12 protein-coding genes, 1 tRNA gene and 2 pseudogenes are annotated in these 19,524 nt (G+C 61.5%); 5 read left to right on the top strand and 10 right to left on the bottom strand.

Annotated features, from left to right (window positions below):
- Positions 1–230: 230 nt before the first annotated feature.
- Positions 231–731, bottom strand: a complete 501-nt coding sequence (locus tag HMPREF9371_RS08515; RefSeq protein WP_040660406.1) for a hypothetical protein — start codon at positions 729–731, stop codon at positions 231–233.
- A 170-nt stretch (positions 732–901) separates the two neighbouring features.
- On the opposite strand from HMPREF9371_RS08515, the gene argG reads away from it, so the two are divergent.
- From argG to HMPREF9371_RS08505, 3 genes and pseudogenes are all read left to right on the top strand, one after another.
- On the top strand, positions 902–2,236 hold the full coding sequence (gene argG, locus HMPREF9371_RS08510; RefSeq protein WP_009119644.1) for an argininosuccinate synthase: 1,335 nt from the start codon (positions 902–904) through the stop codon (positions 2,234–2,236).
- Positions 2,237–2,418: 182 nt separating this feature from the next.
- A pseudogene (locus tag HMPREF9371_RS13580) lies at positions 2,419–2,623 on the top strand (ATP-dependent exonuclease).
- Positions 2,624–2,986: 363 nt separating this feature from the next.
- Positions 2,987–4,585, top strand: coding sequence for a peptide chain release factor 3 (locus HMPREF9371_RS08505; RefSeq protein WP_040661016.1), 1,599 nt, complete (start codon positions 2,987–2,989; stop codon positions 4,583–4,585).
- A 94-nt stretch (positions 4,586–4,679) separates the two neighbouring features.
- Here the strand turns inward: HMPREF9371_RS08505 and HMPREF9371_RS08500 are convergent, their stop codons facing one another.
- The 5 genes from HMPREF9371_RS08500 to HMPREF9371_RS08480 all read right to left on the bottom strand — a co-directional run bounded on the left by HMPREF9371_RS08500 (position 4,680) and on the right by HMPREF9371_RS08480 (position 12,986).
- Entirely contained in the window at positions 4,680–8,507 is a 3,828-nt protein-coding gene (locus tag HMPREF9371_RS08500) for a DUF3683 domain-containing protein (protein WP_009119642.1), read from the bottom strand.
- A gap of 189 nt (positions 8,508–8,696) precedes the next feature.
- Entirely contained in the window at positions 8,697–10,301 is a 1,605-nt protein-coding gene (locus HMPREF9371_RS08495; RefSeq protein WP_009119640.1) for an NAD(P)-binding protein, read from the bottom strand.
- 110 nt (positions 10,302–10,411) lie between these two features.
- Positions 10,412–11,926: a polyamine aminopropyltransferase gene (locus tag HMPREF9371_RS08490; protein ID WP_009119639.1), complete on the bottom strand. Its 1,515-nt coding sequence runs from the start codon at positions 11,924–11,926 to the stop codon at positions 10,412–10,414.
- Between the two features lie 54 nt (positions 11,927–11,980).
- Positions 11,981–12,817 (bottom strand): phosphoserine phosphatase SerB, encoded by an 837-nt coding sequence (gene serB / locus HMPREF9371_RS08485; RefSeq protein ID WP_040661014.1) that lies wholly within the window; start codon positions 12,815–12,817, stop codon positions 11,981–11,983.
- A gap of 93 nt (positions 12,818–12,910) precedes the next feature.
- Positions 12,911–12,986 (bottom strand) — tRNA-Glu (locus HMPREF9371_RS08480).
- Positions 12,987–13,139: 153 nt separating this feature from the next.
- Here HMPREF9371_RS08480 and HMPREF9371_RS08475 point away from each other — a divergent pair.
- Positions 13,140–14,039 carry a recombination-associated protein RdgC gene (locus HMPREF9371_RS08475; protein WP_009119637.1) on the top strand — a complete coding sequence of 300 codons (900 nt, stop codon included), beginning with the start codon at positions 13,140–13,142 and terminating at the stop codon, positions 14,037–14,039.
- A gap of 64 nt (positions 14,040–14,103) precedes the next feature.
- On the top strand, positions 14,104–14,670 hold the full coding sequence (gene dcd, locus HMPREF9371_RS08470; RefSeq protein ID WP_040660404.1) for a dCTP deaminase: 567 nt from the start codon (positions 14,104–14,106) through the stop codon (positions 14,668–14,670).
- 171 nt (positions 14,671–14,841) lie between these two features.
- Here the strand turns inward: dcd and secB are convergent, their stop codons facing one another.
- The 4 genes and pseudogenes from secB to HMPREF9371_RS08450 form a co-directional block, all read right to left on the bottom strand.
- Complete coding sequence (gene secB / locus HMPREF9371_RS08465; RefSeq protein ID WP_009119635.1) at positions 14,842–15,285, bottom strand: protein-export chaperone SecB; 444 nt, start codon at positions 15,283–15,285, stop codon at positions 14,842–14,844.
- A gap of 53 nt (positions 15,286–15,338) precedes the next feature.
- The gene (gene grxC / locus HMPREF9371_RS08460) at positions 15,339–15,593 is read right to left on the bottom strand and encodes a glutaredoxin 3 (RefSeq protein WP_009119634.1); all 255 of its coding nucleotides are present in this window, start codon (positions 15,591–15,593) and stop codon (positions 15,339–15,341) included.
- Positions 15,594–15,806: 213 nt separating this feature from the next.
- Positions 15,807–17,124, bottom strand: a pseudogene (dacB, locus tag HMPREF9371_RS08455) (D-alanyl-D-alanine carboxypeptidase/D-alanyl-D-alanine endopeptidase).
- A 157-nt stretch (positions 17,125–17,281) separates the two neighbouring features.
- Positions 17,282–19,447: a primosomal protein N' gene (locus HMPREF9371_RS08450; protein ID WP_040661012.1), complete on the bottom strand. Its 2,166-nt coding sequence runs from the start codon at positions 19,445–19,447 to the stop codon at positions 17,282–17,284.
- Positions 19,448–19,524 lie beyond the last annotated feature (77 nt).

Below are 19,524 nucleotides of genomic sequence, written 5' to 3'. Positions count from 1 at the left end.
TTTCTACACCTGAGACCTTTGCAACTTTCACAATGTAGCGGTAGTCGCAAACCCAGTATTGCAGTGTGCATGATCGTCGGAACGCTCGTGAGAAAGAGCGATCAGGTGGTAGGTAAAAGATAACGCGAACAGTAGCGATAGCGCAGAAAAGCACAATGTGGAAATGGCTGCAGATGGCAGGGCGCAACTATTTCGGCGCCCAACATCTTAGCTCAGAGATTAAGACTGCCTTATGCCGTTGAGCCCGCCTCCTCCGCATACGGCAGCACCCACCAGCCCACCAACCAGGCCGCCGCCCCGCCGGCCACGGCCGGCAAAACATCCGGCAGGTCTTTCAGGCCGTAAAAATCGAACGGCATCCAGCCCGGCAGCGACATCACCGGCAACTTAGACACGGAAAACAACCAATACGGCAGCAAGGCCGCGACAGCGGCGGCCAAAGCCGGCAGCAACAGGCCGAGCGGATGATGATGCAGGCGCGCCGACAGCGCCACCGCCGCCGCAGCCGGCCCGCAAGCGGCAAACCAAAGCGCACCGTTCAAGACCATCAGCAGCGTGAACCACAGCGTCTTGGCCGACAGCAGCGTCATCAGCATCTGCGTCGGCGCTTCCCAGCCCTCGCTCCACAGCGCCAACAGCAAGGAATACAGCACTCCGGCCAGCACGCCGGTGCACAAAACATAAGACCACGCCACACGGCGATACGGATAAGCAGTCGAAGAAGGAGGCATGTGTTCATCCGCCCTGAAAAAGTGATTCGGCCCGCGGCAGGCTACCTGAAACCCCGTCAGCCGACAAGCCGGATATGCCGGCCGCCACGCCCCGACAGCGCTTTACTGCACCGGCAATTCAGAGAATAATACCGCCTTTTCCCTGCCACTTATCCAAGCAAGAAACGTTTATGAGCACCATTCTGCAAAACCTGCCCGCCGGCCAGAAAGTCGGCATCGCCTTTTCCGGCGGCCTTGACACCTCCGCTGCCCTCCTGTGGATGAAGCTGAAAGGCGCCCTGCCCTATGCCTACACCGCCAACCTCGGCCAGCCCGACGAAGACGATTACGAGGCCATTCCGCGCAAAGCCAAAGAATACGGCGCCATCGAAGCCCGCCTGATCGACTGCCGCAGCCAGCTGGCCCACGAAGGCATTGCCGCCATCCAATGCGGCGCTTTCCACGTCACCACCGGCGGCGCCACCTATTTCAACACCACTCCGCTGGGCCGTGCCGTTACCGGCACCATGCTGGTTTCCGCCATGAAAGAAGACGACGTCAACATCTGGGGCGACGGCTCCACCTACAAAGGCAACGACATCGAACGCTTCTACCGCTACGGCCTCTTAACCAATCCCGGCCTGCGCATCTACAAACCCTGGCTCGACCAAACCTTTATCGACGAATTGGGCGGCCGTCAGGAAATGAGCGAATTTCTGATTGCCAACGGATTCGACTACAAAATGTCGGTAGAAAAAGCTTACTCCACCGATTCCAATATGCTGGGCGCCACCCACGAAGCCAAAGACCTGGAATTCCTCAACAGCGGCATCAAAATCGTGAAACCCATCATGGGCGTGGCCTTCTGGGACGAAAACGTTGAAGTGAAAGCCGAAGAAGTGCGCGTGCGCTTTGAAGAAGGCGTGCCCGTGGCGCTGAACGGCCGCACCTTCTCCGACCCCGTGGAACTGTTTTTGGAAGCCAACCGCATCGGCGGCCGCCACGGCTTGGGCATGAGCGATCAAATCGAAAACCGCATCATCGAAGCCAAATCGCGCGGCATCTACGAAGCCCCCGGCATGGCGCTGCTGCACATCGCCTACGAGCGCCTCTTAAGCGGCATCCACAACGAAGACACCATCGAGCAATACCGCATCAACGGCCTGCGCCTCGGCCGCCTGCTCTACCAAGGCCGCTGGTTCGACAGCCAAGCCCTGATGCTGCGCGAAACCGCCCAACGCTGGGTGGCAAGCGCCATCACCGGCGAAGTCACCCTCGAGCTGCGCCGCGGCAACGACTACTCGATTCTGAACACCGAATCGCCCAACCTCACCTACCAGCCCGAACGCTTGAGCATGGAGAAGGTCGAAAACGCCGCCTTCACCCCGGCCGACCGCATCGGCCAGCTGACCATGCGCAACCTCGACATCACCGACACCCGCGCCAAACTCGGTCTCTACGCCCAAACCGGCCTGCTTTCCTTAGGCGAAGGCTCGGTCTTGCCGCAGCTGAAGCATCAAGAATAAGGCAACAAACGGCGTGGTTGAAACGGTTCCATCAGGGACGGTCAGCCGCGCCGTTTTTATTACTCGTCTCTGAAGCACTCTTCTGTCAGACAACTCATCTGACCTTTGCGGTTGCGTTATCAGGGGTTTGCTGTTTGTGATCTGATGTTCACCCTCCGAGACGATAAGGAGGGCTGAGACCTTTGCAAAACCCCCATCTGCGACGCATTTCCGCGTTGTGCGTTTATGCCCTAAGGGTACTGCTCATTCGCTTACCCATCGTGTGATATGTCTGTCCCACAGGGATTCCTGGCGTTCACACTCGCTACGCTGCTACGCCTTGAACGGCATCCACATCTGGGGGTTCTGCAAAGGTCTTGGGCGGTACTTTCAAAATTTAGATACTGAAATTATTAAATATTTATATATTAAAAATATTGGGAAAGTTCCTGTCTGGCTGGCGGGCAAGGGGCAGGTGAAGCAGCGATGCCGAATACCAATACAATGGGTTCCATGCGCCAGGCGACGATCACAAAAATGCATTGGCACAGAAATACATTGGCTCGGAAGAGTCTCAGGTATTGGTTCTGCTTCAAACCTATCTACCGGGCAAGGCACAGAGCACACACGTATCTGCGTCTGCTGCGTTTGTCCGGCGAGATAAAGCTATAAAGGTCTCAGCCCGATGGTTAGGGCGCTGCGGCGGCTGCCGTTTCGGCCGGCAAATCTGTTAAAATGCGCGGTTTCCCGAATTGCCGCATGGTGATGTTTATGTCGTCTATTGCCGAACAGGTGCGCCGCCGCCGCACTTTTGCCATTATTTCCCACCCCGACGCGGGTAAAACCACGCTCACCGAAAAGCTGTTGCTGTTTTCGGGCGCGATTCAGAGCGCCGGCACGGTGAAGGGCAAAAAGTCGGGCAAGTTCGCCACTTCCGACTGGATGGAAATCGAGAAACAGCGCGGCATTTCGGTGGCCTCATCGGTGATGCAGTTCGATTATCACGACCACACCGTGAACCTGCTCGACACCCCCGGCCACCAAGACTTCTCCGAAGACACCTACCGCGTGCTCACCGCGGTGGACAGCGCGCTGATGGTGATCGACGCGGCCAAGGGCGTGGAGGCGCAAACCATCAAGCTCTTGAACGTCTGCCGCCTGCGCAACACGCCCATCGTCACCTTTATGAACAAATACGACCGCGAGGTGCGCGATTCGCTGGAACTGCTGGACGAAGTGGAAAACATCCTCAAAATCCGCTGCGCGCCGGTCACCTGGCCCATCGGCATGGGCAAAAACTTCAAGGGCGTGTACCACATTCTCAACGACGAGGTGTATTTGTTTGAGGCAGGCGGCGAAAAACTGCCGCACGAGTTTGAAGTGGTGCAGGGCATAGACAATCCGCGGCTGGACGAATTGTTCCCGCTGGAAATGGACAATCTGCGCGCCGAAATCGAGCTGGTGCAGGCCGCATCGAATGAATTTGTGCTGGAAGAATTTCTGGCCGGCGAGCTGACGCCGGTGTTTTTCGGCTCCGCCATCAACAACTTCGGCATTCGCGAAATCCTCGATTCGCTCATCGGCTGGGCGCCGGCGCCGCAGCCGCGCGACGCCACCGTGCGCATGGTGGCGCCGGCGGAGGAGAAATTTTCCGGTTTCGTGTTCAAAATCCAAGCCAATATGGACCCGAAACACCGCGACCGCATCGCCTTTTTGCGCGTGTGTTCCGGCAAATTCGAGCGCGGCATGAAGATGAAGCATCTGCGCATCAACCGCGAGATTGCCGCTTCCAGCGTGGTGACCTTTATGTCGCACGACCGAGAGTTGGTGGAAGAAGCCTACGCCGGCGACATCATCGGCATTCCCAACCACGGCAACATCCAAATCGGCGACAGTTTTTCCGAAGGAGAACCGCTGGCGTTTACCGGTATCCCGTTTTTTGCGCCCGAGCTGTTCCGCAGCGTGCGCATCAAAAACCCACTGAAAATGAAGCAGCTGCAAAAAGGTTTGCAGCAGCTGGGCGAAGAAGGCGCGGTGCAGGTGTTCAAACCGCACAGCGGCGGCGATTTGATTTTGGGCGCGGTGGGCGTGCTGCAGTTTGAAGTGGTTACGTCGCGCCTGGCGGCCGAATACGGCGTGGATGCGGTGTTCGACAGCGCTTCCATTTGGTCTGCGCGTTGGGTGTCTTGCCCCGACAAGAAAAAACTGGCCGAATTTGAAAAAGCCAATGCCGCCAATCTGTCGATTGATGCCGGCGGCAACCTGGCCTATCTGGCGCCCAACCGCGTGAACCTGAATCTCACGCAGGAACGCTGGCCGGATATCGTGTTCCACGAAACCCGCGAGCATTCGGTGAATCTGAACGATTGATGCTTGCAAAACGGCAAATCATCAATAAAGGTCTCAAAAGGTCTCAGGCTACCTGAATCTGTTTTCAGGTAGCCTGAGTTTTGCCTATACCGCTTTAGAGCAATACTTTTTCCATGCCGCCGTTGTTGGCTCGGTGGACGAAGTCGTTTTGCCAATTCTCGCCCAATACGGTTTTCGCCATTTCGATGACGATGTAGTCGGCATCAACCGGGTTGTCGTCGGTGTAGCGCGAGAGGCCCTGTAAGCAGGCGGGGCAGGAGGTGAGCAGTTTCACCGGGCTGCCGTCTTGCGGCAGTTGCTTGAGGTTTTTTTCGATTTCTTCCTGCTTGCGGAATTTCACCTGGGTGGCGATGTCGGGGCGTTTCACCGCAAACATGCCGCTCTCGCCGCAGCAGCGGTCGCTCAACACCACCGGCTTGCCCATGAGCTCGGAAGCCATTTGGGTGGGGTTCATGGTTTTGATCGGGCTGTGGCAGGGGTCGTGATACAGGTATTGGCGGCCCTGTAGGCCGTCGAGTTTCACGCCTTTTTCCAGCAGGTATTCGTGGATGTCGATGATGCGGCAGCCGGGGAAGATGTCTTCGAAGCGGTAGCCGGCGAGGCTGTCGTAGCAGGTGCCGCAGCTCACCACCACGGTTTTGATGTCGAGGTAGTTGAGGGTGTTGGCCATGCGGTGGAACAGCACGCGGTTTTCGGTAATCATCTTCTGCGCTTTGTCGTCCTGGCCGCCTGCAGCCTGCGGGTAGCCGCAGCACAGATAGCCGGGCGGCAGCACGGTTTGCACGCCTACATGGTAGAGCATGGCCTGGGTGGCGAGGCCGACTTGGCTGAACAGGCGCTCGGAGCCGCAGCCGGGGAAGTAGAACACGGCTTCCGCATCTTCCGGCATGGCGGGGTTGCGGATGATGGGCACGGTTTTGTCGTCTTCAATGTTTAACAGCGCGCGCGCGGTTTTAATCGGCACATGGCGCGGCAGCGGGCGGTTGATGAAATGGACGATTTGCTCGCGCACCGGTGGTTTGCCGAGGGTGGCGGCGGGTTCGGCTTTCTGTTTTTCGCCGCCGAGCTTGAATTTGCGGCCCATTTCGTAGCCGAAGTTTTGCAACTTGAAGCCGGTTTCGGCCACGCCTTTGCGCAGGATTTTGATGGTGCGCGGGTCTTTGGCGTTGAGCAGGGCCATGCCGGCGGCCACGGCGGGGTGGAAACGCTGTTTGCCGGCTTTGCGCAGATAGTTGCGGATGGCCACGGTGACGTCGCCGAAGTCGATTTTCACCGGACAGGGTTTCACGCAGCGGTGGCAGACGGTGCAGTGGTCGGACACGTCGTGCAATTCGTCGAAATGGCGCATCGACACGCCGCGGCGGGTTTGCTCTTCGTACAAAAACGCTTCGGTTAAGAGGCCGACGCCGAGGATTTTATTGCGCGGGCTGTAGAGCAGGTTGGCGCGCGGCACGTGGGTGGAACACACCGGTTTGCATTTGCCGCAGCGCAGGCAGTCTTTCACCGAATCGGCAATCTTGCCCAAGTCGGACTGCTCCATGATCAGCGATTCGAAGCCCAACAGCTCGAAAGAGGGCGTGTAGGCGCGGCTCAAATCCGAGCCTTTCATCAGCTTGTGGCGGTTGAAGCGGCCGTGAGGATCGACTTTGGCTTTGTAGTCCCAATAGGGCTGCATTTCTTCGTCGGTGAGGAATTCGAGCTTGGTGATGCCGATGCCGTGTTCGCCGGAAATCACGCCGTTGAGGCTGCGGGCGATGTTCATGATGCGCGCCACCGCTTTGTGGGCGGTTTGCAGCATCTCGTAGTCGTCGGAATTGACCGGGATGTTGGTGTGCACATTGCCGTCGCCCGCGTGCATGTGCAGGGCGACGAACACGCGGCCGCGCACCACTTTGGCGTGGATTTTGTCCAAGCCTTTCATGATGTTGCTGTCGGCCTGGCCGCTGAAGATTTCGGCCAGGGGCTTCATGATGTCTTCTTTTACCGACACGCGCAGGCGGAAGTCGCGCATGGTGATGAAGCAGGAGTCGCTGTTCCGGCTACCTGAAAGCGCATTCACCGCTTCGCCGAAGCGGGCGCGGTATTCGCCCAGGGGTTGGTCGAGGTGGTCGAGCAGCCATTGCCAGCGCGCCTGCACGGCCTCCACATGGGCTTTGGCGTGCTCGGCACGTTCGCCCAACAACTCGCTGGGCGGCAGGTCGGTGCCCATTTTGTCTACCGGCAGGCTACCTGAAAGGTATTGCAGCAGGGCGTGGCACAGTTTGAGTTTGTTTTGGATGGAAAGCTCGATGTTGATGCGCTCGATGCCGTCGGAGTATTCGCCCAGCCGTTCCAGCGGAATCACCACGTCTTCGTTGATTTTGAAGGCATTGGTGTGTTTGGCGATGGCGGCGGTGCGGCTGCGGTCGAGCCAGAAGGTTTTGCGCGCTTCGGGGCTGACGGCGATGAAGCCTTCGCCTTCGCGGGCGCGCGCCAGCTCGACCATGTGCTCGGCGGCGGCTTCCACCGCGGCTTCGTCGTCGGAAACGATGTCGGAAATCAGCACCATCTTCGGGCGGCCTTTGCCGGCGGCCTTGGTGGCATAGCCCACCGCGCGCACATAACGCCAGTCCAAATGCTCCAAGCCGGCCAGTTTCACCGAAGGGTGGCCGAGCAGGAAGTCGCGGATTTCCACGATGGAGGGCGTGGCGTTGGCCACGGTGCCGAAGAACTCCAGGCAGACGGTGCGCGTGTGCGCGGGCATGCGGTGCAGCACAAAGGCCACGCTGGTGATGATGCCGTCGGTGCCTTCTTTCTGCACGCCGGGCAGGCCGGCGAGGAATTTGTCGGTCACGTCTTTGCCGAGGCCGACTTTGCGGAATTTGTGGCCGGGGATTTCGAGGCGTTCGGTTTTGGCGATGGTTTCGCCGTCGTCTTTGAGGGTGTGCACGTCGAAAAGCGCCGTGTCTTCGTCGTGGATTTTGCCGAAGTTGTGGCGCACCCGTTCGATTTTCAGCCATTCGCCCTGCGGGTTGACCATTTTCCAATAGGCCAGGTTGTCGAGCGCGGTGCCCCACAGCACGGCTTTTTTGCCGCCGGCGTTCATGGCCACGTTGCCGCCCACGCAGGAGGCATCGGCGGAGGTGGGATCCACCGCAAACACGAGTTTGGCGGCGCTGGCGGTTTCTTCCACGCGGCGGGTGACCACGCCGGCGCCGCAGTGGATGATGGGGTGCTTGCCTTCCAAGCCGGGCAGCGCCACATACTGCACGCCGTGGTGGCGGTCGAGTTTTTCGGTGTTGATGACCGCGCTCATGGCATCCAGCGGCACGGCGCCGCCGGTGTAGCCGGTGCCGCCGCCGCGCGGGATGATGGTGAGGTCGAGCTCGATCAGCGCGCGCACCAGCGGGGCGACTTCGGATTCTTTGTCGGGATTGATGACGACGAAGGGATATTCCACGCGCCAGTCGGTGGCGTCGGTGACGTGCACCACCCGCGCCAGGCCGTCGAACATGATGTTGTGTTTTTTGGTGATTTTGGAGAGGCGCTCCAGAATCTGCGCGCGTTTGAGCTGGGTGGTGGCGAAGCTGTCGGCAAAGCGGTTGACCGCGCTTTCGGCGGCCTGCACCAAGCGCAGCACGTCGCTGTTGTCGTCGCGGCGTTTATAAACTTCGTTCAGGCGGTGGCGCATTTCTTTCACCAGCGCGGCCTGACGGTCGGGGTGTTCGAGCAGGTCGTCCACCAGATAGGGGTTGCGCATCACCACCCAAATATCGCCCAACACCTCGAACAGCATGCGTGCCGAACGGCCGGTGCGGCGTTGCGAGCGCAGGTTTTCCAGGGTTTCCCAAGCCGGCTCGCCCAACAGGCGGATCACGATTTCGCGGTCGGAATAGGAAGTGTAGTTGTAGGGGATTTCGCGGATGCGGGCGCTGGTGCTCATGGTGTGGTTCCGTGGGGTGTGGTGGCCTGTCGCGCGGCAAACGGATGGCGGACAGCTTATTATTGTGCAAGGCAGCAATTTAGTGCAAATAAGGGAAAATTTCAATGCCGAGTGCCGGTTTTTGCACGGGATTCATCGGGCTACCTGAAAACGGTTTCAGGTAGCCTGCGGTGCGGCATGAAGCGGCGTTTACGGCTGCGCCAGAATCTGTTTGGCGGCTTCCACGCCCCAATACACGGCTTCTTCAAACACGGAATAGCCGCTTAAATCGCTGTGGGCGAAGTGCAGGCGGGAGCGGTGGCGGCGCAGGGCGAGCAGCAGCGGGTCGTTCAGGTAGCCCGGTTGGGGTACGCTCATGCCGTGGGCGCGCACGCTGATGTCCACATGTTCCACATGCCGCCAGAAGGCGCGGCCGTAGGCGGCGGTGAGGTCGCGTGCGGCGTGGTGCAGCAGTTCTTGGTCGCCGGCGGCCAACAGCCAGCGGCGCACGTTTTGCGGGCGGTCGTGGTTGAGGGCGGTGTAGGCGGTGAAGATGGTGCGTTCGGGTTTGGCGACGCGGATCAGCTGGTGGGTGGCCACCACATAGCCCAGGCCGCTGCCGCCGTGCACCACGTTGTCCCAAGCCAAATCGCTGCCGGCTGGTTCGTCCGGGAATCGGTGCAGCACGAAGTTGGCCACCAGCCAGGGCGCGTATTCGGGCAGGGCGTGGCCGAAACCGTAAGCGGCGGCATCGGCGAGAATGCGCGCGGCCACCATCAGCGGCATGGCGGCCACCACCTGCTGCGCGCGGAAACGCACGGTTTCGCCGCTCAGGTTGTGGCGCAGCACCACGGCCACGTGGTCGCCGTGTTCTTCAATTTGCAGGGCACTGGCGTTGACGGTGCAGGGTTGTTGCGGGGCGCGGGCGAAACCGTCTGCCGGCTGCAGGCCGGCGTGGCGGCGCAGTTGGCGGGAAAGATGGGCGAGGCCGTCGGGCCAGGTGAGCACGGTGTCTTGGGCGGGGCCGCGTGCGGCGAAGTAGTGCAGGCCGGCAAAGGCGGAAACGGCGTCTATGCCTTGGCCGTAGTCGTCGCGGCAGCAGTAGTCGAGATACCAGCGCAGCGAGGGGGAGCGGTAGTTTTCGCGGTCGAGCCAGGCGGCGAAGCTGAGGCGGTCGAGCTTGCGCCAGGCGGCGTCTTGCGAAGACAGGGCCACGGGCAGGGCGAACAGTTTGCGCCCGTCGCTGCCGCGGGCGGTTTTCAGTTGTTCGATCAGCGCGTAAAAGCGGCGGCTGTCGGCGTCTTCCTGCGGCAGCAGCGCGCTCTGCCAGCGGTTTTTGTGCAGCAGCCGCTCTTCGGGGGCGTGCACCAAATCGGTTTCGCGGTAGCGGCCGTCGGCTTGCAGGATACCGAAGTCGCGCAGCATTTCGCGCACGTATTCGCTTTCTGCGGAAGGCAGGGCGAGGTAGTGGGCGGCGGTGGGGGCGCCGAGGCCGTGGCGGTAGTAGCCGGCATTGTTGCCGTCGGGCTCCATGCCTTCGGCCAGCACGATGTCGCGCCGGCCGTGTTTGGCCAGATACCAGGCGGCAGAGAGGCCGGCGGCACCGCTGCCGAGGATGAGGGTGTGGCAGCGGTGTTCGGCGCCTACGTTTTGCGGCAGGCTGCGGTCACGCAGCAGGTGGCCCAGCGGCAGGCCGTGGCGGTTCACCTGTACGCCGGGCATTGGGTTTAAGTGGCGGTGGCCGAACCAAGCCGCGGCGGCGGAGCCGCCCAAGGCGGCGGTGTAGGCAAGGAATCGGCGGCGGGAAACAGACATAGGGCGGACAAACGGCTTTCAGGTAGCCTGAGGCTGGACAGATGACGGCCGCAGGCTACCTGAAAAGGGGCGAGGGCTGAATCAAGAATAAGGAAGATGATGAACAGGTTCTAACGCATCACTTCGCTCCAGTCCTGCTCGAAGTAGCTGACCAGAATCTGGGTGTTCAAATAGTTCGGTTCCACCTGCCGCCGAGCCATATCGGGCGGGAAACGGAACATTTCGGCGGCGGTTTGGGCGTTGAGAAAGCGGGTGGGCACATCGAAGCGCTGCGGCAGCGGGAAGTGGTTTTCGCGGGCGGCGAGCACAAAGCCCCATTCGCCGAAAGAGGGCACATACACATGATAAGGTGCGGTGTGGAGGCCGGCCGCTTCCAGCGTGGCCACCACCGACCAATAGGCGTTGGGCGCGAAATACGGCGAGGTGGACTGCACCACCACCCGCCCCTGCGGCGCCAGATGGCGGGCCACCAAGCGGTACATGGGCACGGAATAGAGTTTGCCCAACGAAAAATTGGCGGGGTCGGGCAGGTCGATGATGATGACGTCGAATTGATGGCGGTTGCCTTCCAGCCATTTGGCGGCGTCGTCGTTGACCACCTGCACTTTGGGGTGGCTGAGCGAGCCTTCGTTGAGGCGGCTGAGGGTGGCGGAAGTGGTGAAGGTGCGGGTCATGTCGGGGTCGAGATCCACCAGGGTGATGTGTTCCACCGACGGATATTTCAGCACTTCGCGCGCGGCCAGGCCGTCGCCGCCGCCCAGAATCAGCACGCGCTGCGGCCGTTCGGCCATCTGCATCGCCGGCAGCACCAAAGCCTCGTGGTAGCGGGCTTCGTCGCGCGAGGAAAACTGCAGGTTGCCGTTGAGATACAGGCGCACATCGTCTTTCCATTGGGTCACCACCAGCCGCTGGTAGGGCGAATGGCTTTCATACACCACCGGGTCGCCGAAATAGCTCTGTTCGGCGCGGAAGGTGATGTGGTTGGCGTAGATAAAGGCCACGGCGAGCACGGCCAGCACGGCGGTGCCGCGGATTTGGATGGCGGCATAGCGCGGTAGCTGGCGGCGGAAAATCTTGGCCGTCAGCACCGCCACCGCCGCATTGAGCAGGCCGAACAGCAGGGCCGAACGCGCCATGCCCAGCCGCGGCGCCAACACCAGCGGAAACAGCAGCGACACCGCCAACGCGCCCAGATAATCGAAGGTGAGCACGCGCGACACCAGTTCTTTGAAGTCGGCCTGCTGCTGGTTGAGCACCCGCATCACCAGCGGAATCTCCATGCCCACCACGGTGCCCACAATCAGCACCAGCGCGTAGAGCAGGGTGCGGAAAGGCGCGGCGGAGAGGCCGAAGGCCACAAACAGCAAAAGCGCCGAGAGGCCGCCGATGACGCCCACCAAAAGCTCGATTTCGATAAAGCGCGTGAGCGCGTCTTCGTCTTTGATGTAGCGGGTCAGGTGCGCGCCGATGCCCATGGCAAACAGATACAGGCCGATGATGGACGAAAACTGCAGAATGCTGTCGCCCAACAGATAGCTGGCCAGCGCCGCCATAATCAGCTCGTAGGCCAGCCCGCAACTGGCCACGATGAAGACGGAAATAATCAGCGTGCGGTTCAGTTTCATGGTTTCAGGTAGCTTGGGTTTCAGGTAGCCCCGGCGGGCGGCGCAGAGCCCGTGTCAGCGGAACCAGCCGCGCACGGCTTCCAAACCGCCGAAGCGGATGCGCACATCTGCCGCCGCTTCGGCTTTCGGTTTGGCGCGGAAGGCAACGCCGAAACCGGCCGCCTGCAGCATGGGAATATCGTTGGCACCGTCGCCCATGGCCAGGGTTTGTTCGCGGCGCAGGCCGAGGCGGTCGCGGTATTCGGCGAGCAGGTCGGCCTTGGTTTGGGCGTCGATCAGACGGCCGCTGAGTTCGCCGCTTAATCGGCCGTTGTGCGACACCAGCTCGTTGGCAAAGCCGTATTCGAAGCCCAGCCGTTGGCGCAGGCGTTCGGTGAAAAAGGTGAAGCCGCCGGACACCAGCATGAATTTCACCCCGTGTGCACGGCATTCGGCCAAGAGGGTTTCCGCGCCCGGCGTTAATTGCAGCACCTCGTCGTACACCCGCTGCAGCTCGCTTTCAGGTAGCCCTTTCAGCAGGGCCACGCGGCGGCGCAGCGATTGTTCGAAGTCCAATTCGCCGCGCATGGATTGCTCGGTAATCGCCGCCACCTGTTCTTTCAAACCCACGCCGGCGGCGATTTCGTCCACGCATTCGATGGTGATCAGGGTGGAATCCATATCGCTCACAATCAGGCCCAAATCGGCAAATGCCATATCGGGCAATACGCCGACATCCGCTTCTTGTGCCTGCAGCGCCAGCACGGCGTTTTCAGGTAGCCTGAAATCGGCCGCCACGGCAAAGCGCAGCGTGTTTTGCCGATGGCGGACGGGCGCGGGCAGGCCGGCGGGCAGCGCGCTCAGATCAAGGGTGTCGGGGCGGGGATGTTGGATAACGAGAACGTGGGTCATGGGCATTTGCTCGAATGCAAAAGCGGCAAGCATACACGGATTGGCGGCAAAGCAAAACCGCTTTCAGGCTACCTGAAAGCGGTTGGCGGAATCTGGCACGCCCACGGGGATTCGAACCCCGGTTGCCGCCGTGAAAGGGCAGTGTCCTAGGCCTCTAGACGATGGGCGCGTGCGGGAAAGGCGCGCATTATACTGTGCCTCGGCGGGCTGTCAAGCCGGCGGGCGGCGGCATTGAAGGCGGCGCCGGGCGGGTTTGCCTGACTGCGCCCGGAGGCGGATTTGGGCTATAATGCCGCGCTTTTAGCAGCAGGAAAGCCGAGCCATGTGGTTTAAGCAGTTAAGTTTTTATCTCCTCAACAAAAATGCCCTGCCCGATTTGGACGCGCTGGCGGCGAAGCTGGCGGAGGCCGAATTTGCGCCGGTGCAGGGTTTGGACTGGTTCAGCGAGGGTTTTGCCGCGCCGCAGGGCTTTTCGCCCGAATTGGTGTTTCCTGCCGATTTCACTTGGGGCGTGGCGCTGAAAAAAGAGGAAAAAGTGCTGCCGGCCGGCGTGATCCGCGATGTGTTGGAAGACAAAGTGGCGGAAATCCAGAATGCCGAAGGGCGCAATGTCGGCCGCAAGGAAAAGCAGGAACTCAAAGAGCAGATTACCGACGATTTGCTGCCGCGCGCCTTTACCCGCAGCAGCCGTTCGCAGGCCTTGTTCGACATCCGCCACGGCTATCTGCTGGTGAACAACGCTTCCGCCGCCAAGGCCGAAGCCATGCTCACCAAGCTGCGCGAAGCCTTGGGCGGTTTGGAAGCGCGGCTGCCGAGCGCCAAACAGTCGCCCGGCAGCCTGATGACCGAATGGCTGCTCAAAGGCGCGGCCGAAGGCGGTTTCGAGCTCGACAGCGATTGCGAGCTGAAAGGGCAGGGCGATGTCGCGCCCACGGTAAAGGTGTCGAAGCAGGATTTGACGGCAGACGAAGTGGTGCAGCACGTGAAAAACGGCAAAACCGTGACCCAGCTGGGGCTAGTGTGGCGCGAACAGATTGCCTTTATCCTGACTCAGGATTTCACCCTCAAGCGCATCCAATACCTGGATGTTTTACAGGAGGAAGCCGACAGCCACGGCAGCGACGCCGCCAGCCTGGCGTTTGCCTCGCAGGTGTTGATGGCCGAGGCGCTGAGCACCATGCTGGAGGAGCTGGCCGCTTATCTGGGCGGCTGGCAGGAATAAGCCGCAACGGGACAACAGACGGTGTGTGCGCTGTACCGCCGTTTTGACAAAACAAAGGATGAAGATGAGCATCAAATCCGACAAATGGATACGCCGCATGGCGGAAGAACACGGCATGATCGAGCCGTTCGAGCCCAAGCAGGTGAAGGAAGCCGACGGGCGCAAAATCATTTCCTACGGCACTTCGAGCTACGGCTACGACATCCGTTGCGCCAACGAATTCAAAATTTTCACCAACATCAACAGCACCATTGTCGATCCGAAAAATTTCGATCCGAAAAACTTTGTCACCGTGGAAGACGACTGTTGCATCATTCCGCCCAATTCGTTTGCCCTGGCGCGCACAGTGGAGTATTTCCGCATTCCGCGCAACGTGCTCACCGTGTGTTTGGGCAAGTCCACCTATGCGCGCTGCGGCATCATTGTGAACGTGACGCCGTTCGAGCCGGAATGGGAAGGCTATGTAACGCTGGAGTTTTCCAATACCACACCGCTGCCGGCCAAAATCTATGCCGGCGAGGGCGTGGCGCAGGTGCTGTTTTTCGAGAGCGACGAGGTGTGTGAAACTTCGTATAAAGACCGCAACGGCAAATACATGGGGCAGACGGGGGTGACGCTGCCGAAAACCTGACTGCTTCTGCAACGGTGCTTCGGGCTACCTGAAAAAGTTTTCAGGTAGCCCGAATCTTTTTATAGAGGCGGTGGTTTCTTTCTGCTTCATCTTGTTGGTCTGGATGCCGAAAACAGAATCAGGCTACCTGAAAGCCTTTCAGGTAGCCTGATGTTGGTTTGCCTAGGCGGCTTAAGCGTTGCCGGCCGGCGCGGCTTGCTGTTGCTCGTACATGGCTTCGAAGTTGATCGGTGCCAACAGCACGGGCGGGAAGCCGGCGCGGGTGATGGCGGAAGAAACTGCTTCGCGCGCATAGGGGTAGAGGATGTTCGGGCAGGCGATGCCGAGCAGCACTTTCACGTCGTCTTCCGGAATGTTTTCCAGGCGGAAGATGCCGTTTTGCGCCACTTCGTTCAAAAACAGCACGCGGCCGTCGGCCAGCTTGGCGGTGACGGTGAGCACCACGCTGACGTCGTAGAAATGGTCTTCCAGTTTTTGCGATTCGTGGTGCACTTTCAGCTCCACGTCGGGGCTTTCCTGGGTGAGGAAGATTTGCGGGGCGTGCGGCACTTCCAGCGACAGGTCTTTCACATACAGTTTTTCAATGCTGAATACGGGTTGTTGTTGCTCGCTCATGGCGTTCTTTCTGTGAGGGTGGGAAAACGGGCGTTAGGCTACCTGAAAACGCTTCAGTCTGCCAGCATTTCGTCCAGCCGGCCTTGTTGGTTGAGGGCGCGCAGGTCGTCGAAGCCGCCGACCGGGGTGTCGCCGATGAAAATCTGCGGCACGGTGCGGCGGCCGGTGAGTTCGATCATGCGGGCGCGTACTTCGGGGGCGTCGGCGGAAATTTCGGTGATTTCGTGTACGCCTTTCTGCGCCAGCAGCATTTTGGCCATCTGGCAGTAGGGGCAGAAGCGGCCGGTGTACATGGTAACGGGTTTCATGGCGGTGTGTTCCGGTGAGGGTGGATGGGGTGGCCGGCGGCGGTTGGCCTTAGAACCTGTTCAAAATCTCCGCTGCGGCGGTATGTTCGGTCCAAATCCGGCATCTGCTGCGTTGCAAAGACTGGCAAGATGCTCAATCTTGCGCGTATTCTTGCCTGGCATCTGCGGTTTTTGCTTTGAGAGACCGCTGCGCAAGAAGTTGTTGAACGGGTCCTAATTGGGGGCGCCGCCCGTGCTTTCAAGCCGGTTGGCGGTGCTCAGATCGCGCACGATGCGGTTGACGAGGGCGTCTAAGTCGGGCAGGTAGCCGTCGGATCGCTCGCTGTTGATGATCACCACCACGGCCAGACGGCGGCCGTGCGCGGGCAGCCAGTAGCCGGCCAGGGCGCGCACATTGCGCAGGGTGCCGGTTTTCATGCGCAGGGGGCTGCCGAGTTGGCGGAAGCGGGTTTTGAGGGTGCCGTCCACGCCGGCAATCGGCAGGGTGTCGATAAAGGCTTGGCGGAAGGGCGAGCGGTAGGCCTGATACAGCATGCTGCCGAGGAAGCGGGCGGTGGCGCGTTCGCGGCGCGACAGGCCGGAGCCGTTTTCCAACACCAAGGCTTCGTCGTCCAGGCCGGCCGACACCAGCTGGCGGCGCACGGCGGCTTCGGCGTTCACCGCGCTGCGGCCGCCGGCTTCGCGCTGGCCGAGGGTGAGAAAAACGCTGCGGGCGATCAGGTTGTTGGAAAACTTGTTCATGTCGCTGAGCACTTCGGCCAAGGGCTTGGAGCGGTTCACCGCCAGCACGCGGCTGCCGGCGGGGGCGGTGCCGCGGCCGAAGCCGTATAGCCCGCCCAGTCCCTGTGCCAGCCAATGGCCGCGGAAGCTCTCTTCGGCAAAACGCGGCGCGTCAAACAGATTGATGAACATTTTCTGCCCCGCGCAGGCGGCCTTTGAAAACGAGGGACTGGTTTTCCCATGCGGCGGAAACGTGGTTGGCCAGCTTGCCGCAGCGGCCGCCCGTCCAGGCTACCTGAAGGGTGTCGGTGCGGATGCCGGGCAGCGGTGGATCGAGTTGGAAGGCGGGCCGGCCATCGGCATCCTGCTCGGCGGTGGCCCACAATACTTTGTAGGCCACCATGTGCGGGTCGGGCGGGGTGGAGAAGGCTTGGTCGGCATCGTGCTCGAAGCCATCGGCGCTGCCGTGGCCGCGCCACACGCTGCGGTCGAGCACCACTTTGCCGTTGAGGCTGGCGATGCCTTGTGCCGCCAGCTGTTGCTGCATGGCGATCAGGTCGGGCTGGTCGAACACGGGATTGCCGCTGCCCACCCAATAGAGGTCGCCGTGCAGGGCGCCGTTGCCGATGGGGGCGCTGCTGCGCCATTCGGTTTGCCAGCGGAAGTCGCTGCCCAGGGCGCGGAAGGCGGCGAAGGCGGTCACCAGCTTCATGGTGGAGGCGGGATTCATGCCCACATCGGCGCGGTGGGCCAGCAGCACTTCGCCGTTGTCCACGTCTTGCACATACACCGCCACTTCGTCCGGCCGCATGCGCCCGAAATCGAGGGCAGAGGCTACCTGAAAGCAGAAGACGAGGGCGGCGGCGAATAAGAGGCGGTTTAGGCGGGTGGTCATCGGCGGTTTCCGTGATGTGTTCGGTTGGGGCATGGTTAACACAGGTTTTCAGGTAGCCTGAGGAGGCGAAGATTTACATATCGAGCGGATCGACATCCAGCGACCAACGGCAGGCGGCGCAGGTTTTGGCGGCGGCCTGCACGGCTTCCTGCCAGGCGGAAAGGGCGCGGTGCAGGGCTTTGCGGTCGGGGCTTTCCAGAAACACCTGAGCGCGTTCCCGCCCGGCCAGCCGCGCCATCAGCATGGGCACCGGCCCCAGGCATTGTACGCTTTCCGGCAGCACGGGCAGCACCGCGTCGGCAGCCTGCTGCAATACGGCCAGCGCGTCGGCCATCAGCGGGGCGTCGGCGCGCACGGCGGCGGCGTAGGCAAACGGCGGCAGGCCGTAGGCGGCGCGTTCGGCCAGTTCGCCATCGGCGAAGGCCGCGTAATCCTGTTGCAGCAGCGCCTGATACACGCGGTGCTCGGGCAGCTGGGTTTGAATCAATACCCGCCCGCCCGGCCCGGCGCGACCGGCGCGTCCGGCCACTTGCATCAGTTCGGCAAACAGCCGTTCCGGCGCACGGTAGTCGGCGCTGTAGAGGCTGCCGTCGGCGTTGAGCACCACCACCAGATTCAGGCGGGCGAAGTCGTGCCCTTTGGCCAGCATTTGGGTGCCGACCAGAATATCGATGCTGCCAGCGTCGATGCGGCGGTATAAATCGGCCCAATCGTCTTTGCGCGAGGTGCTGTCGCGGTCCACCCGCACCACCTGCGCCTGCGGCACGGCTTGGCGCAGCAGGTCTTCCGCCCGCTGGGTGCCGAAGCCGACGGCGGTGAGGTCTTGATTGCCGCAGTCGGGGCAACGGCGTGGGACGGGTGTGATGTGGCCGCAGTGGTGGCAGCGCAGTTGGCGGCTGCGCTGATGCAGCACCATTTTGGCCGAGCAGTGCGGGCAGCCGAACAAATGGCCGCAGTCGCCGCAAAACACGGCGGGGGCGAAGCCGCGCCGGTTGAGATAGACCATGCTCATGCCGCCGGCGGCATGGTTTTCCTGCAACAGCTTGATGGCGGCGGCGGAGAAGCCGTGTTCGAGCGCTTCGCGGCGCACGTCGAGCAGGCGTATATCGGGCAGGCGGGATTCGGCGCGGGCGCGCTCGGGCAGGGTAAGCAGGGTGTAGCGGCCGCTTTGGGCCTTGTGCCAACTTTCCAGGCTGGGGGTGGCGCTGCCGAGCACCACGGCGCAGCCGGCCTGTTGCGCTCGCCACAGGGCCAAGTCGCGTGCCTGATAGCGCAGTTCGCTGTCTTGTTTGAAAGAAGCGTCGTGTTCTTCGTCCACAATCACCAGCCCCAAATCGGGCAGGGGGGTGAACACCGCCAGCCGCGTGCCCACAATCAGGCGCGCTTGGCCGAGCAGGGCTTTCAGGTAGCCTTGGCTGCGCTCGCCTGCCGCGGTTTGGCTGTGCAGCACGGCGGTGGGCACATCGGCGAAACGCTGTTGCAGGCGGGCCAAGAGCTGGGGCGTGAGGTTGATTTCCGGCAGCAGAAACAGCACCTGTTTGCCGCGTGCCAAAGCGGCGGCCATCATCTCGAAATAGGCTTCGGTTTTGCCGCTGCCGGTGATGCCGAACAACAGAAAGGGTGAGAAGCCGTCGGCGGCCACCACCGCATCGGCGGCGGCCTGCTGCTGCGGGTTGAGGGTTTGCGCGGCGGGGCGGACGGTCCATTGCGGCGTGTCGGCGTGGACAGTCAGCCAGCCGGCGGCCTGCCATTTGGCCAACAGGGCAGCCGCCTGAGGATGCAGCCGTTTTGCAGCGCGGGCGGTGAGGCTACCTGAACGCAGCGCCTGCCATAAGGCGGCCTGCCGTTTGTGTGTCGGCGCGGTTTGGGCGCGTCCGGCTGCGTTGAGCGCGTAATACAGCGGCGGCTCGGGCACGCTGCAGGGTTTGGCTTGGCGCAGGCCGGCGGGCAGGGCGGTGAATACGGTTTGGCCGAGCGGATAATGGTAGTAGCGGGCGGTGAAGGCCATCAGCTCGCGCCAGTTCTCCGGCAGCGGCGGTTCTTGCGCGAAGATGTGTTTGACCGGCAGGATTTTTTCTTCGGCCACGTCCGGCGTGTCGGTCATGCCCCAAACAATGCCCGCCAGCGTGCGGCCGGCGAACGGCACCGCCACCCGCGTACCTGTCGTCAAATCATGCGGCACGGCATAGGTAAACAGTTTGGACAGCGGCACATTCAGCGCAACCTGGCAATACGGCACGGCGGTTCCGAGGTAAAACAAAACAGCGCGCATTGTAACCCAAACCGCCGGGCTACCTGAAAGCCGGAGACCTTTGC

Source organism: Neisseria shayeganii 871 (genome assembly GCF_000226875.1).
Classification (GTDB): Bacteria; Pseudomonadota; Gammaproteobacteria; order Burkholderiales; family Neisseriaceae; genus Eikenella; species Eikenella shayeganii.
This window is presented reverse-complemented; position numbering and strand designations above follow the sequence as displayed.